Origin of the sequence: Amycolatopsis suaedae, assembly GCF_004214935.1 — a bacterium.
In the GTDB taxonomy this organism is placed as follows: domain Bacteria; phylum Actinomycetota; class Actinomycetes; order Mycobacteriales; family Pseudonocardiaceae; genus Amycolatopsis; species Amycolatopsis suaedae.
The window spans coordinates 180,012-193,684 of the sequence record NZ_SFCC01000007.1 but is presented as its reverse complement, the minus strand read 5'-3'; the positions used below and the strand labels follow the sequence as shown (position 1 = coordinate 193,684).

General features: G+C 72.1%; 16 protein-coding genes. 9 read left to right on the top strand and 7 right to left on the bottom strand.

Annotated elements, in window-relative coordinates:
• Window positions 1-2: 2 nt before the first annotated feature.
• The gene (locus EWH70_RS15420) at window positions 3-800 is read left to right on the top strand and encodes an inositol monophosphatase family protein (RefSeq protein ID WP_420809064.1); all 798 of its coding nucleotides are present in this window, start codon (window positions 3-5) and stop codon (window positions 798-800) included.
• Here EWH70_RS15420 and EWH70_RS15415 read toward each other — a convergent pair.
• Both EWH70_RS15415 and cei read right to left on the bottom strand, forming a co-directional pair.
• On the bottom strand, window positions 772-1,656 hold the full coding sequence (locus EWH70_RS15415) for a hypothetical protein (RefSeq protein ID WP_130476079.1): 885 nt from the start codon (window positions 1,654-1,656) through the stop codon (window positions 772-774). The two genes, EWH70_RS15420 and EWH70_RS15415, sit on opposite strands and share 29 nt — an antisense overlap.
• Window positions 1,650-2,348 (bottom strand): envelope integrity protein Cei, encoded by a 699-nt coding sequence (gene cei, locus EWH70_RS15410; protein ID WP_165436284.1) that lies wholly within the window; start codon window positions 2,346-2,348, stop codon window positions 1,650-1,652. The genes EWH70_RS15415 and cei overlap by 7 nt, the downstream gene beginning before the upstream one ends.
• Window positions 2,349-2,815: 467 nt before the next feature.
• On the opposite strand from cei, the gene EWH70_RS15405 reads away from it, so the two are divergent.
• Window positions 2,816-3,124, top strand: coding sequence for a DUF4193 domain-containing protein (locus EWH70_RS15405; RefSeq protein ID WP_130476078.1), 309 nt, complete (start codon window positions 2,816-2,818; stop codon window positions 3,122-3,124).
• Window positions 3,125-3,204: 80 nt separating this feature from the next.
• Here the strand turns inward: EWH70_RS15405 and EWH70_RS15400 are convergent, their stop codons facing one another.
• Entirely contained in the window at window positions 3,205-3,675 is a 471-nt protein-coding gene (locus EWH70_RS15400; protein ID WP_130476077.1) for a DUF3093 domain-containing protein, read from the bottom strand.
• A gap of 24 nt (window positions 3,676-3,699) precedes the next feature.
• On the opposite strand from EWH70_RS15400, the gene dut reads away from it, so the two are divergent.
• The 3 genes from dut to EWH70_RS15385 are packed head-to-tail and all read left to right on the top strand — an operon-like array spanning window position 3,700 to window position 5,530.
• Window positions 3,700-4,179 carry a dUTP diphosphatase gene (gene dut / locus EWH70_RS15395; RefSeq protein ID WP_130476076.1) on the top strand — a complete coding sequence of 160 codons (480 nt, stop codon included), beginning with the start codon at window positions 3,700-3,702 and terminating at the stop codon, window positions 4,177-4,179.
• Window positions 4,179-4,844, top strand: a complete 666-nt coding sequence (locus EWH70_RS15390; protein ID WP_130476075.1) for a DUF3710 domain-containing protein — start codon at window positions 4,179-4,181, stop codon at window positions 4,842-4,844. The genes dut and EWH70_RS15390 overlap by 1 nt, the downstream gene beginning before the upstream one ends.
• A 59-nt stretch (window positions 4,845-4,903) precedes the next feature.
• A complete protein-coding gene (locus tag EWH70_RS15385) occupies window positions 4,904-5,530 on the top strand; it encodes a LysE family translocator (RefSeq protein WP_130476074.1) in 627 nt (208 codons plus the stop codon).
• 210 nt (window positions 5,531-5,740) lie between these two features.
• Here the strand turns inward: EWH70_RS15385 and EWH70_RS15380 are convergent, their stop codons facing one another.
• Window positions 5,741-6,457, bottom strand: a complete 717-nt coding sequence (locus EWH70_RS15380; RefSeq protein ID WP_130476073.1) for an alpha/beta fold hydrolase — start codon at window positions 6,455-6,457, stop codon at window positions 5,741-5,743.
• A gap of 103 nt (window positions 6,458-6,560) precedes the next feature.
• Here EWH70_RS15380 and EWH70_RS15375 point away from each other — a divergent pair, with 103 nt between their 5' ends.
• The gene (locus EWH70_RS15375; protein WP_130476072.1) at window positions 6,561-6,935 is read left to right on the top strand and encodes an OB-fold nucleic acid binding domain-containing protein; all 375 of its coding nucleotides are present in this window, start codon (window positions 6,561-6,563) and stop codon (window positions 6,933-6,935) included.
• A gap of 24 nt (window positions 6,936-6,959) precedes the next feature.
• A complete protein-coding gene (locus tag EWH70_RS15370) occupies window positions 6,960-7,691 on the top strand; it encodes a DUF3159 domain-containing protein (RefSeq protein ID WP_240686999.1) in 732 nt (243 codons plus the stop codon).
• A gap of 1 nt (window position 7,692) precedes the next feature.
• Here EWH70_RS15370 and EWH70_RS15365 read toward each other — a convergent pair whose 3' ends face one another.
• Genes EWH70_RS15365 through EWH70_RS15355 form a run of 3 tightly spaced genes read right to left on the bottom strand, consistent with a single transcriptional unit; the run spans window position 7,693 to window position 10,244 of the window.
• Window positions 7,693-8,913, bottom strand: coding sequence for a tetratricopeptide repeat protein (locus EWH70_RS15365; RefSeq protein WP_130476071.1), 1,221 nt, complete (start codon window positions 8,911-8,913; stop codon window positions 7,693-7,695).
• A 9-nt stretch (window positions 8,914-8,922) separates the two neighbouring features.
• Complete coding sequence (locus EWH70_RS15360) at window positions 8,923-9,579, bottom strand: potassium channel family protein (protein ID WP_130476070.1); 657 nt, start codon at window positions 9,577-9,579, stop codon at window positions 8,923-8,925.
• Entirely contained in the window at window positions 9,579-10,244 is a 666-nt protein-coding gene (locus EWH70_RS15355; protein WP_130476069.1) for a potassium channel family protein, read from the bottom strand. Before EWH70_RS15355 ends, EWH70_RS15360 begins: the two co-directional genes overlap by 1 nt.
• Before the next feature lie 130 nt (window positions 10,245-10,374).
• On the opposite strand from EWH70_RS15355, the gene EWH70_RS15350 reads away from it, so the two are divergent.
• The gene (locus EWH70_RS15350) at window positions 10,375-12,393 is read left to right on the top strand and encodes an APC family permease (protein ID WP_130476068.1); all 2,019 of its coding nucleotides are present in this window, start codon (window positions 10,375-10,377) and stop codon (window positions 12,391-12,393) included.
• Entirely contained in the window at window positions 12,393-13,589 is a 1,197-nt protein-coding gene (locus EWH70_RS15345; RefSeq protein WP_130476067.1) for a class I SAM-dependent RNA methyltransferase, read from the top strand. The genes EWH70_RS15350 and EWH70_RS15345 overlap by 1 nt, the downstream gene beginning before the upstream one ends.
• Window positions 13,590-13,673 lie beyond the last annotated feature (84 nt).

Sequence of the window (13,673 nt, the reverse complement as noted above, 5' to 3'; positions counted from 1 at the left end):
CTGTGACATCGGTCGCGGAACAGGTCGCCGTCGAGGCCGCCGAGCTGGTCGCCGCGGAGCGGGCGAAGATGCTGGCCGGGCAGGCGGTCTCGGTGGACACGAAGTCCAGTGAAACCGATGTGGTGACCGCAGTCGACCGGCAGACGGAACGATTCGTGCGGACCCGGCTGGCCGAGCTGCGGCCCGGCGAGCCGGTGCTGGGCGAGGAGGAGGGCGCCGGGGGTGCCGCCGAGCCGGGGCAGGTCACCTGGGTGATCGACCCGATCGACGGCACGGTCAACTTCCTCTACGGCTACCCGTGGTTCGCCGTGTCGCTGGCGGCACAGGTCGACGGCGTCTCGGTCGGCGGCGCGGTGGTGGAGCCGGTCAGCGGCCGCCGCTGGACGGCCACCCGCGGCGAGGGGGCGTGGCTGGACGGCAGGCGGCTGGCGGTCTCTTCCCCGGAACGGCTGGAGCTGACCATGGTCGGCACCGGGTTCGCCTACGACGCCACCCGCCGGACCCGGCAGGCGGCCGTCGCCGCGGCACTGCTCGGCCGGGTGCGCGACATCCGCAGGGGCGGCGCCGCGTCCCTGGACCTGTGTGCCGTGGCCGCCGGCTGGCTGGACGCCTACGCCGAGCACGGCCTCGCCCGCTGGGACTGGGCGGCAGGCGCGCTGATCGCCGCCGAGGCAGGCGCGGTCGTCCGGTTGCCCGGCGAGGATCCGGAACTGGGCCACGACTGCACGCTGGCGGCGGCTCCGTCGATCGCCGCACCGCTGCGTGCCGCGCTCATCGAGGCGGGGATGGGCGGGGTCTGACCGGTCTGACCGGCCGGGTGGCCAGCGCCGCCAGCCGCGCCATCGCGCGGGACCGTCCGGCCAGCCACGGCGCCGTGTACTCGTCCGGCCAGCGGTAGGCGGGCAGGTCGCCTGCCAGCAGGCCGGACACGGCGGGCTCGCCCAGTTCCTCGGCCGCCAGGCCGTACAGCGCGGGCAGGCGCGAGCCGATCACGCCGTAGTCCACCACCCGGACCAGCCCGCTGCCGAGCACGGCGTCGGGCGCCAGGCCGGGTGGCGGGTAGGTCCGCGGGTAGGCCGTGCGCAGCCCCAGGTACAGCCGGACCGACCCGCGGCGGGACACGTCGGCCAGCCGTCCGAGGCCCGCCAGGCCACCCAGCGCGACCCGGCGGTCGACGCACAGCGCGTGGGCGAACAGCAACCGCATCAGGACCAGGTTGAGCAGGAACCGCTCCGCCGGGGGCTCGCGGGCGGCCAGGCCGGAGTGGGACAGGTACCCGGCGACCACCCCGGCGTTGTGAGCCCGGAACCAGGTCCGCGGGCTCGGCTCGCGCAGGAACCGCACCCACAGCTCGACCGGGTACGACGACGGCGAGCCACGCTCGCCACCGGCCAGCAGGCCTGCCTCGACGCGGTCCCGCAGCAGCCGGTCGTTCACCGCGCGCCACCACGGGCTGCCGGTCACCGGCGAGAGCACGCCGCGCTCGGACGCCCAGTGCAGGAACGTCAGCTCGGCGTCGCCGAACCGCGTGCGCCGGGGAACAGCGGCCGCGTAGAAGGCCGCGGTCAGCCGGTGCCGCCCCGCGGCGTCCGGAGCGAGGGCGGCGACCCGGGCGGCGGCCAGGGGCGAGATGTCCCGGCCGCCGCGGTTCAGCACTCGATGTCGCGTGCCGAGGCCAGCAGCGTCTGGTCGATGGTGGCTGGCCGCTGCCCGGTGGCCTGCTCGCCGCCCGCGGTGTCGGGATGCTGGCGCGACCACTCGGCGAGCTGCTGGAGGACCTGGCGGCCCTCCTTGGTCGGCCTGGGGTCGCGGAACGCCGAGCCGATCGCCAGGTCGACGGTGCCGTCCTCGCGGTTGTCCTTGATCAGCTCGACGCACGGATCGGCGAGACTGAGCGTGCGAGCGGCCGCCATCCCGTTCTCGCCGAACCGGATCTGGCCCCGGCAGTTGGCCTCCCTGCCCTCGTAGGCCGGGTCGTTGGCGGGGTCGAGTGCCTTGGTGAAGCCCATGTCCTTCAGGCCGGCGGTGACGATGGCGCCCTGGCCGCGGTTCTTGCTGGCGTTGAGCACCCGCACCTGGATCTTGTCCGGCGGCATCGGCGCGACGCTGTCCAGCCCGTCGTGCGCCACCGGCGTGTGGGTGACCCCCGGTGGGGCGACCGCGGCGGGTTCGCAGCGGATCTTGTCGTCGACGTCGGTACGGCTGAGCAGGGCGTACATCCACACGGAGACGGCACCGAAACCGAGCACCGCGATGAAGATCAGCGCGGGCAGCGGCTTGCGTTTGCGGTACGGGCGTGCTCGCCCGTACGGGTTGGCGGACCTGCCGCTGCGGCTCCCCGACGACACCTGATCCGTTCCTTCCAGCGTTCGTGTGCCCAGCGGGCACTACCGTCCTCGTCGCCCCTCGCGTATCGCGCTGCCGTTGATCAGCCTAGGCGTTACCACGCGGCCACGCTGATGTCGAGGGCACCTCGCGACGGGTGTCGCGGTGACACGACTCGCTACCTATTACGCCCGGGAGCCGATCAACGTTGCACCACTACGGGGGGAGCCTAGTACGTCACCCCAGGTCATTCCTCCCCCTGGGTGACGTCGGGCGGGGGATGGGTGACGTGTTTCGGGGACGGGTATGCCATGAGCTACCCTCTGCGGGCTCCGGCCGGGGAGGCAGTGCTGAAAAAGAGACCTGCCTCACTGCCGCCGCCGGGCACAAACAGGGGCGCTGGAACGTTATCCAGCGGCACGACGGACTCGGGACCCGTTCCGGGTTCCGGGCCATCTGACATCGAAGCTGATCGCAGGGGTGAGGGACAATGGCGACCGACTACGACGCTCCGCGCCGCAGCGAAGCCGACGAGCTGGCCGAAGACTCGTTGGAGGAGCTGAAGGCGCGGCGCAACGAAACCCAGTCCGGCGTCGTTGACGTCGACGAGGACGCCACGGCCGAGAATTTCGAGCTGCCGGGGGCGGACCTGTCCGGGCTGTCGGGTGAGGACCTGACCGTGAAGGTCGTTCCGAAGCAGGCTGACGAGTTCACCTGTTCGGTGTGCTTCCTCGTGCACCACAGGAGCAGGCTGGCCGAGCAGAACGGCAACCAGCTGATCTGCCGGGACTGCGCCTGAGCGTTTTCCAGGCTTTCTGGGGCACGGGGACTTCACGGGGTGTGACGGACGAAACGGCCCGCCGGGCGGCGGGCCGTTTCTCATGCGTGCTCGCGCAGCAGCGCGGCCACCTTCTCGGGTTTGCGGGTGCTGAAGATCCAGTACGGCGTCGGGTCGTCCGGGTCGGTCAGCCAGACTTTGACCATGGGACCGACCCAGCCGCGGTGCAGGACGAACCCGGCCGGGTCGGACTCCGGACCGAGTGCCTTGCGCTTGCGTTCCTTGTCGATGACCTCGACCTCGCCGGCGAACCGCAGCGGCAGCCGGGCGTCGCCGACCTCCAGCTCGGTGCCGGTCACCCGGACCTTGGCCCTGCCGAGGACCAGCAGCACGAGCACGACCAGCGGCAGCAGCACCACGTAGGGCAGGACGCCACGCAGACCGGGGTAGCCCATGTGGATCTCGGCCGCCAGCAGCGCGCCGCCGATCAGCGGCAGTGGCCAGCCCCACCACGGCACGTAGAGCCGTTCGGAATGCCGGGTCGTCGTGGGCGCGCTTGCGGTGTCACTCACGGGTCCAGGGTAATCTCGCGGTCCGTGTCCAGCGTGCAGGTACTCCTTTCCCGGATCGACCCCGACGTCCCGGTGCCCGGTTACGCCAGGGCCGGTGATGCCGGCGCCGACCTGGTGACCACCTCCGACCTGGTGCTGCAGCCGGGGGAGCGGGCCGTGGTCGGCACCGGTGTCGCGATCGCGCTTCCCGACGGTTATGCCGGGTTTGTCCATCCCCGCTCGGGGCTGGCGGCGCGGGTGGGGCTGTCGGTGGTGAACACACCGGGAACGATCGACTCTGGCTACCGCGGCGAGATCCGGGTATGCCTGGTCAATCACGACCCGAGGGAAGCGATCGTGCTCGCCAGGGGCGACCGCATCGCCCAGCTCGTGGTACAGCGGGTGGAGCGTGCCGAGTTCGTCGAGGTCGACGAACTCGCCGAGTCCGAGCGCGGCGCCGGCGGGTACGGCTCGACCGGCGGGCATGCTGTGTTGGGCACGAGTGGAAGTGGAACGGAGAGGTAGTGGCGATTTTCGGACGTAAGCGGCGGGCCAAGGCACAACGGGCCTACGGGCGGCATGCCCGGCCGGATCATCTGCCCTCGGTGGTCGATCACGCCGAGCTGGAGGATTCGGAGTCGGAGTCCGTCGTTACGACCGGCCCGTTCGACGTGGCCGACGCCGTGGAGGACGGCATCCCGCGCATCGACCTCGGCTCGGTGCGGGTGCCCGTTCCGGAGGGCGCGCAGGTACAGGTCGAGATGGACGCCGAGAGCGGGGGTGTCCGTGCCGTGCACGTCGTCACGCAGTTCGGCCAGGTGACGATCAGCGCCTACGCCGCGCCGAAGTCCGGCGGGCTGTGGGACGAGGTGTGCGACGAGCTGAACGAGCAGCTGAAGGCCGACGGCGCCCGGGTGACGGCAGGCGGCGGCGAGTGGGGCAGGGAACTGTCGGCCATCGTCGGTGAGGTCGCGCTGCGGTTCGTCGGCGTCGACGGCCCGCGCTGGATGCTGCGTGGTGTCATCGCCGGTCCGCAGTCGGCCGCCGCGCAGGCGCCGGACGCGTTGCGGGAGCTGGTGCGGGGCACGATCGTGAACCGGGGCGACGCGCCGATGCCGGTGCGCACGCCGCTGCCGATCACGCTGCCCGACGCCGTCGCGCAGCACATCGCGGAGCAGCAGGGCCAGTAGCGTCCCGGTATCCGGGAAACGTGGTTCTGGTACGGGCGAGCAAGTATTAGTCTCGCCTGATGCCGACTTCCGCTGAGTGGTTGCTGTTCCTCGGAACGGCCGCGATCTTCGCCGTCACCCCCGGTCCCGGAATGCTCTACGTGCTGGCCCGCAGCCTGCGTGGCGGGCGGAGCGAGGGCATCCGGTCGACCGTCGGCAACAGCATCGGCGCCGCGGTCCACGTGGTGGCCGCGGCACTCGGCCTGTCGGCGCTGCTGGCGACGTCCACCGTGGCGTTCACGGTGGTCAAGATCGCCGGTGCGGTGTACCTGGTCGGTCTCGGGCTGCACGCCATCCTGCGGCGCAACGCCGACGAGCCCGCACACGACTCACCCGGCAGGCGGTTCGCCAGCTCGCCGCTGATCCAGGGCATCCTCACCGAGGTGCTCAACCCGAAGACCGCGCTGTACTTCATGGCGCTGCTGCCGCACTTCGTGCACCCGGAGACGGCCCCCGCGCCGCTGGTGTTCATCCTGCTCGGGTTGATCGCGCTGGCCATGGCGCTGGTGGCGGACCTGGTGGTGGCCATGTCGGCGGGTCACCTCGGTGCCCGTCTGCTGGCCAACCCGCGGTGGCGGGTCCGGCAGCGGGTGGCCAGCGGCGCCACGATGATCGGCCTCGGCGGCTTCGTTGCGGTGGCCGACTGACGCGCGCCTACTCCGCCAGGCCCGAAAGCACGTGAAGGCCACCTTCACCACGTCACACGTAATGAAGGTGGCCTTCACGAGCTTGACCTCAGGCGCCACGGGAGAACCGGTGTCCACGTCGCGAGTTCTGCGTTCCGGCCCGCGAGTTCTGCTCTCGGGACCACCCACCTCGCCCTGCGGCACCCTGGACTTTGCCGGGGCCCTGACGTCTCACGTGGTGAAGGTGGCCTTCACGTGCCCTGAGGCGTCCAGGAACGCCCGGACGGCCACCGCGCCGAGGGCCTCCGGCGTGTCGCCCATCGCGGCCAGGGTGGTGGTCCGCAGCCGCCCGGCCGGCAGCGTCGCCGCCCAGCGGCGGGCCACCGTGGCGGGGTGGACCGGGTCGTCCGAGCACGCGGCGACGCCCGCCGGAACCCGCAGCGCCCGCAGCTCCGCCGCCGACGGCGCCGGGAAGTCGACGGCCACCCGCAGCGCCGCCGCCAGTCCGTCGCCGTGCCGGCGCCAGGCCCTGGTCAGCTCCGCCGCGAGCCAGGGGCGGACGCCGTCGACCGAGGCCGCCAGCGCGGCCTCCAGCCCGTCGCGGTCCACCCGGTCCGCCGTGAGCCGGGCCGCCGCCCGCGCCGGCGCGCCGGTCATCGGGCCGACGGCGGCGGGCAGCGCGACGAGCAGCCCCGCGCACCGGTCCGGGTTGCGGACCGCCCAGCTCGCCGCCAGATGGGCGCCGAACGAGACCCCGCCCACGACCACCGGGCCGTCCAGCGTGTCGAGAAACTCCAGGTAGCCGTCGACGAGCCGGGCGCCGGCGGGCGGACGCGGGGCCACCAGTTCCAGCCCGGACGCGGAGAGTGGCCCGGCGAACACGTTCCGTACGAACACCTCGTCGGAGCCGGTGCCGGGAAGCAGCACCGCGGGCGTAGCGAAGGTCATGCGTAGATCCTGGCGGAAAGGCGGTTTCGGTGCCCCGATCCGGTTACGCTGGACAGTGCACGGGCCGTTCGAGTCGGGGGCCCCGGAGCACAGGAGCTGCGCTATGTCCGCCAAAGACGGCGGCTACTTCAGCCGGTTGGTACGCAAGCTGACCAGCGACGTCGAGGAACTCGACGCCGACGATCTGTCCGAGAAGTCCGAGGCGGGCGGCGCACGGCGGGCGTGCGACTGCCGTTCCGGCGAGGAGGTGACCGTCCTGGGTCGCCTGCGCAGCGTGGAGTTGTGCCCGACGAGTGACGCCGCCACGCTGGAGGCCGAGCTGTTCGACGGTACGGAGGGCGTGACGCTAGTCTGGCTCGGGCGCCGCCGGATCCCCGGAATCGAACCCGGCCGCACCGTCAAGGCTCGGGGCCGGATGGCCGACCGGGACGGCCGCAAGGTGCTCTACAACCCCTATTACGAGCTGCAGACCACCTGACCCGCGACTGATTGCGACAGCCACGTGAGCGAACCCGCCCGCACCGACGACGAAACCAAGCCGGAGAACGAGCCGCAGCCCACGTTGCTGGAACAGATGGGCGGCGTGTCGGGTCTCATCTACTCGTCGGTGCCGGTCGTGGTGTTCGTGCTGGCCAACGCGTTGTTCGGGCTGATGCCCGGCATCTGGTCGGCGGTGGGCAGCGCGGTGCTGATCACGATCATCCGGATCGTCCGCAAGGAGCCGCTGCAGCCCGCCATCTCCGGCTTCTTCGGCATCGCGATCGCGGCGTTCATCGCCTACCGCACCGGCTCGGCCAAGGGCTTCTTCCTCGCGGGCATCCTGCTCAACGCCGGCCTGCTCGCGGTGTGCGTGGGGTCGGTGGTGTTCCGCTGGCCGCTGGCGGGCGTGGTGTGGAACTTCCTCAACGGCAAGGGCATGGCCTGGCGCAAGGACAAGGTGTCCCGTCGCGGCTTCGACGTCGCCACGCTCGCGCTGGCCGCCGTGTTCGCCGCCAGGGTCGTCGTCCAGGGCTGGCTGTACGAGGAGGACTACACCGGCTGGCTGGCCTTCGCCAAGATCGCCATGGGGTACCCGCTGTACGGCTTGGCGCTGCTGGTGGTCGTCTGGGCCGTGCGCCGCTCGGACAAGCGGCTCAAGGCCCTGGAGGCCGAGGCAGAGCCCGTCGAGACCGACGCCGACATCGAGGCCCGGCTGCGCCGCAAGTACGCCCAGACCCCGCCCCAGGAAGCCTGAGTCACGAAGCGCGGTGCCGCGCGGGATAGGTGGCCAGGCCGGTCAGCCCGGCCAGGAGCTGGGACCGGCGAGCCGGCGAGAGCGGGCGGTACGCCCTGGCGGCGATCCGGTCCGTGACCGTCTCGATCCGCTGCCGCGCCGCCGAGCCCGCGGGCAGCTCGCGCACCTGCCTTGCGGTCAGCCCCTCCGACAGCCAGGCATGCGCGTGCGCGTCGATCCGGTGGTAGCGCAGCGCGTTGAGCCGGTGGAACACCGCGCCCGCGCCCTCGGGTTCCAGCGTCAGCGGCGCGAGGACGTCGAACGCCGGACCGCCGGACGTCCCGACCGCGCCCGCGACGACCTCGTCGAGCAGCACCTTCAGCTCGCCGGGCCGTCCCCACAGCCGGTCGGCCGTGTGTGACTGGGCCGCCGCCAGCTGCCGCAGCAGCGCCCGGCCCTTGCCGCTGACCACCATCGTGTGCGGTGTCCGCAGCAGCCAGCCCGCCGCGACCAGGTCGTCGAGGCGCTCGTCGAGGTCGTCGACGTAGCGGTGCAGGCCACGCACCACCTGGATGGCCACCGGGCCGATCACGCCGAGCAGGCCCAGCTCGGCGAACGTCCCGGCGTGCGGCGGCGTGCCCAGCGCGGTGAACACCTCAGGTGCCACCTCGCGGGCCGTCACCTCGTGCACGGCGGTGACCAGCCGCTGGACGTGCGGGGTGATCCGCTGGACGAACACCGCGGTCTCGGCCGCGTCCAGTGCCGTGCGGGCCTGCGCGATCGCCTCGGCGTCGCCGCTGTACTGCCCCAGCCGCACCGCCGTCCCGAACCGCTGCGCAGCCAGCTCCCAGTCCCCGGCGTCGTAGGCACACAGCCCGGCGTGCAGGTAGACGACGTGTGCCTCGTCGCCGGCGAGATGGGCGTCGCGCAGGCAGCGGCGCGACTGCGACTCGGCCAGCGCGAACCGGCCCTGCCACTGGTAGACGTGAGCCTGCCGGGCCAGCGCCAGCACCCGCTGCGCCGGATCGGCTGCCAGTTCGACGGCCTGGCCCAGCTCCTTCTCCGCCAGCTCCAGCCTGCCGAGCTGCCGGGCCGCGACGCCCAGCTCGGTGTGCTCGGCGTGGCCGGTGTCCGGTCCCGCCGTGGCGAGGGCGGCGTCCAGCCAGCCGGTCACGTCGGCAGGGTTGTCCAGTACCTCGCGCAGCGTCTCCGGGTCGATCCGGTAGCGCGCGGGCGAGGGCATCGGCTGCCCTCAGTACCCGAGCGCCGCGCGGATCTCCGGTTCCACGTCGGACGGGGAGACGAACAGCAGCTCGTCGCCGGGCTCCAGCGGGTCCTCCGGTTGCGGGACGATGACCCGCTCGCCACGCAGGATGGTCACCAGCGCCGCGTCCTTCGGCAGCGCGAGATCGCGCACCGGCCGTCCGGCCAGCGGCGTCTCGTCGGGCAGCGTGATCTCCACCAGGTTGGCCTGGCTGCGGCGGAACGTCATCAGCCGCACCAGGTCGCCGACGCTGACGGCCTCCTCGACCATCGCGGCGAGCATCCGCGGTGTCGACACGGCGACGTCGACGCCCCACGCCTCGGTGAACAGCCACTCGTTGGCCGGATTGTTGACCCTGGCGACCACCCTGCGGACGGCGAACTCGGTCTTGGCCAGCAGCGACACCACCAGGTTGACCTTGTCGTCCCCGGTGGCCGCGATCACGACGTCGCAGAGCTGGATGCCGGACTCCTCCAGCGTGGACACCTCGCAGGCGTCGCCGAGCACCCAGTCGGCCTGCTCGACGCTCTCCGGCACGAAGTGGTCGGCCTCCCGCTCGATCAGCATGACCTGGTGGGAGGCGTCGATCAGCTCGGCGGCGATGGACGTGCCGACGGCGCCGGCCCCGGCGATGGCTACCCGCATCAGTCGTCCTCCTCGGGTGCGCGGGCCGCCACGCTGGTCACGTCGCTGACCGTGCCGGACACCGCGGCGACGTAGACCACGTCGCCGGACTGCAGCACCGACTTCGACTTGGGCAGCACGCCGGTGCCGAACCGCATGATGAACGCGACCCTGGCGCCGGTGGCGTCCTGGAGGTCGCGCACGCTGCGGCCGATCCAGCCCTCGTGCACCGGCAGCTGCAGCAGGGCCACCGTGCCGGACGGGTCGCGCCACGCCGAGGCGACGCCGTCGGGCAGCAGGGTCCGCAGGAACCGGTCGGTCGTCCACGGCACGGTGGCCACGGTGGGGATGCCGAGGCGCTCGTAGACGGCGGCCCGCTTGTGGTCGTAGATCCGGGCCACGACGTGCTCGACGCCGAACGTCTCCCGCGCCACGCGGGCGGAGATGATGTTGGAGTTGTCGCCGCTGGACACCGCCGCGAACGCGCCGGCCCGCTCGATGCCCGCCTCCTCGAGGACTCTGCGGTCGAACCCGAGGCCGACGACCTGCTGGCCGTGGAAGTCGCTGCTGAGCCGGCGAAACGCCTGCTGGTTCTTGTCGATCACGGCCACCTCGTGCCCGAGTCGCTCCAGCGCCGCGGCCAGGGACGAGCCGACCCGGCCGCATCCCATGATCACCACGTGCACGCCTGCTGCCTCCTCTGTGTGTCGCGGCGACTCACTTCCGATGCCGCACGCTACCGCCAACGGCACGGGCGCCGGTAGCCGCACCTCACCGTTTCGCGGGGTCATCGGGCAAGTGGTTACGCTCTGCGCCGTGTCCAAGTTCGCGACCGCGGTCAAGCGGCTGCTCCTGGGGCGGCCGTTTCGCAGTGACCGGCTGGCCCACACGCTGCTCCCCAAACGGATCGCCCTGCCGGTGTTCGCCTCCGACGCCCTGTCGAGTGTGGCGTACGCGCCGGAGGAGATCTTCCTGACCCTCAGCGTGGCCGGGCTGGCGTCGTTCACCATGTCGCCCTGGATCGGCCTGGCGGTGGTCGTGGTGATGCTGGCCGTGGTCGCCAGCTACCGGCAGAACGTGCACGCCTACCCCAGCGGGGGCGGCGACTACGAGGTCGCCACCGTCAACCTGGGCCCCAAGGCCGGCCTGACCGTGGCCAGCGCGCTGCTGGTCGACTACGTGCTGACCGTGGCGGTGTCGATCTCGGCGGCCGCGGCCAACATCGGCGCGCTGGTGCCGTTCGTCGCCGAGCACAAGACCTTGTTCGCCGTCGGCGCCATCCTGCTGCTGTCCGCGATCAACCTGCGTGGCCTGCGGGAGTCCGGGACGGCGTTCGCCATCCCGACCTACGCGTTCATGTTCGGCGTGCTGTCCATGATCGGTTACGGTCTGTACCGGACGCTGATCGCTGGTGAGGACCTGCGGGCCGACAGCGCGGGCATCCAGCTGGCCCAGGAGCACGAGCAGCTGGCCGGGGTCGCGCTGATGTTCCTGGTGCTGCGGGCGTTCACCCAGGGCTGCGCGGCGCTGACCGGTGTGGAGGCCATCAGCAACGGCGTGCCCGCGTTCCGCAAGCCGAAGTCCCGCAACGCCGCGACGACGCTGCTGCTGCTCGGGCTGATCGCGGTCAGCATGTTCATGGGCATGATCGTGCTCGCCAGGGAGACCGGCGTGGTGATCGCGGAGAACCCGGCCACCCAGCTGGTCGGCGCGCCGCCCGGGTACACCCAGGACACGCTGATCGTCCAGCTTGCCGAGACGATCTTCGACGGGTTCCCGGCCGGGTTCTTCTTCGTCACCATCGTGACCGCGCTGATCCTGGTGCTGGCCGCCAACACCGCGTTCAACGGCTTCCCGGTGCTCGGCTCGATCCTGGCCCAGGACCGGCACCTGCCGCGGCAGCTGCACACCCGGGGCGACCGGCTGGCGTTCTCCAACGGCATCCTGTTCCTCGCCGGGTTCGCCATCGTCCTGGTGGTGGCGTTCGACGCCGAGGTGACCCGGCTGATCCCGCTGTACACGGTGGGCGTGTTCGTGTCGTTCACGCTCAGCCAGCTCGGCATGCTGCGGCACTGGAACCGTCATCTGGCGTCCACAACGGACGAGGCCGAGCGGCGGCGGATGCGGCAGTCGCAGGCGATCAACGGGTTCGGCCTGGCGATGACCGGCAGCGTGCTGATCATCGTGCTGATCACCAAGTTCGCCGCGGGTGCGTGGATCGCCATCGCCGCGATGGTGGCGATCTTCCTGTTGATGACGGCGATCCGGAAGCACTACGACCGGGTGGCCGAGGAACTGCGCCGTGAGGACAGCAAGCCGCCGGTGCTGCCGTCACGCAACCACGCGATCGTGCTGGTGTCGCAGCTGCACCGGCCGACGTTGCGGGCGCTGGCCTACGCCAAGGCGACCCGGCCGGACGTGCTGGAGGCCGTGACGGTCAACGTCGACGACGCCGACACCCGCAGGCTGGTCGTGGAGTGGGAGAAGCAGGGATTCCGGGTGCCGCTCAAGGTCGTCGAGTCGCCGTACCGGGAGATCACCCGGCCGGTACTGGACTACGTCAAGCGGGTGCGTGGCGACAACCCGCGCAACGTCGTCACCGTGTTCATTCCCGAGTACGTCGTCGGGCACTGGTGGGAGCAGGTACTGCACAACCAGAGTGCGTTGCGGCTCAAGGGAAGGCTGCTGTTCCAGCCGGGTGTGATGGTGACCAGCGTCCCGTGGCAGCTGAAGTCGTCGAAGAAGGCGGCCGGCCGCTCCGACGGCGCCCGGCCGACACCGCAGGACCTGCGGCGTGGCCTGTACGGCGGCACCCCGGGCGGGCGGGACCGCTGATGTCCGATGTGGACTGGACCGGCCGGGAGCTGCGGCTGGAGGTCGGCGCGGTCGCGCACGGCGGCCACTGTGTGTCCCGTGTGGACGGCCGGGTGGTGTTCGTCCGGCACGCGCTGCCCGGTGAGACGGTGACCGCGAGGGTGACCGAGGACAGGGGCGGCGCGTTCTGCCGTGCGGACGCCGTCGAGGTGCTGGACGCGGCGCCGCACCGGGTGACCCCGCCCTGCCCGCTGGCCGCGCCCGGGCTGTGCGGTGGTTGCGACTGGCAGCACGCGGCGCCGGAGTTCCAGCGGGAGCTCAAGGCCCGGGTGGTGGCCGAGCAGCTGGTCCGGCTGGCCGGGCTGGAACGGGACGTGGTGGTGGAGGCGCTGCCCGGCGGGATGCTGGACTGGCGCAGCCGGGTGCGGCTGGTCGCCGGGCGCGACGGCCGGGCCGGGTTCCGCGCGCACCGCAGTCACCGGGTGATCCCGGTGGACGACTGCCCGATCGCCGTGCCGGGGGCGCTCGACGACGCCGTCGCCAGGCGGTGGCGGCCCGGCGCCGAACTGGAGGTGACCAGCGACGGCGACGGCCGCGTCCACCTGCGGGAACTGTGGACCGAGCGGGGCAAGGGCAAGAGCAGGCAGCATTCCGGTGGCGTGGCCGTGCAGCACGCTGCCGGGCGGGACTGGCGGCTTGCCGCGCATGGGTTCTGGCAGGTGCACCCGGCCGCGGCCGGCACGTTCGCGGCGGTCGTCGGCGAGTGGGCCGACGCCCCGGCCGGCGGCACCGTGTGGGACCTCTACGCCGGGGCCGGGCTGTTCGCGTCGGTGCTGGCCGGTCAGGTCGGCGCCGGGGGCAGCGTGCTGGCGGTGGAGTCCGGCAGGCGGGCGGTGTCCGACGGGCGGGCCAACCTGGCGGACCTGCCGCAGGTGCGCTGGCGGACCGGCCGGGTGGAGCAGGTGCTGCGTGACGTCGGCGAGCGCCCCGACGTGGTGGTGCTCGACCCGCCCCGCAAGGGGGCGGGCCGGCCGGTGGTCGACGCCGTCGCGGCGGGGGAGCCGGAGCGCGTGGTGTACGTGGCGTGCGATCCGGCCGCGCTGGCGCGCGACCTGGCCACGTTCGCCGGGCACGGCTACCACCTGGCGAACCTGCGGGCGTTCGACGCCTTCCCGATGACGCACCACGTGGAGTGCCTCGCCCTGCTCACCCGCTGAGCGCCCCGCCAATGCGGCTTTTGGCTACTTGAAGTACCCCAATGTGGCATTGGGGTACTTCAAGTTCCCCAATGCCACATTGGG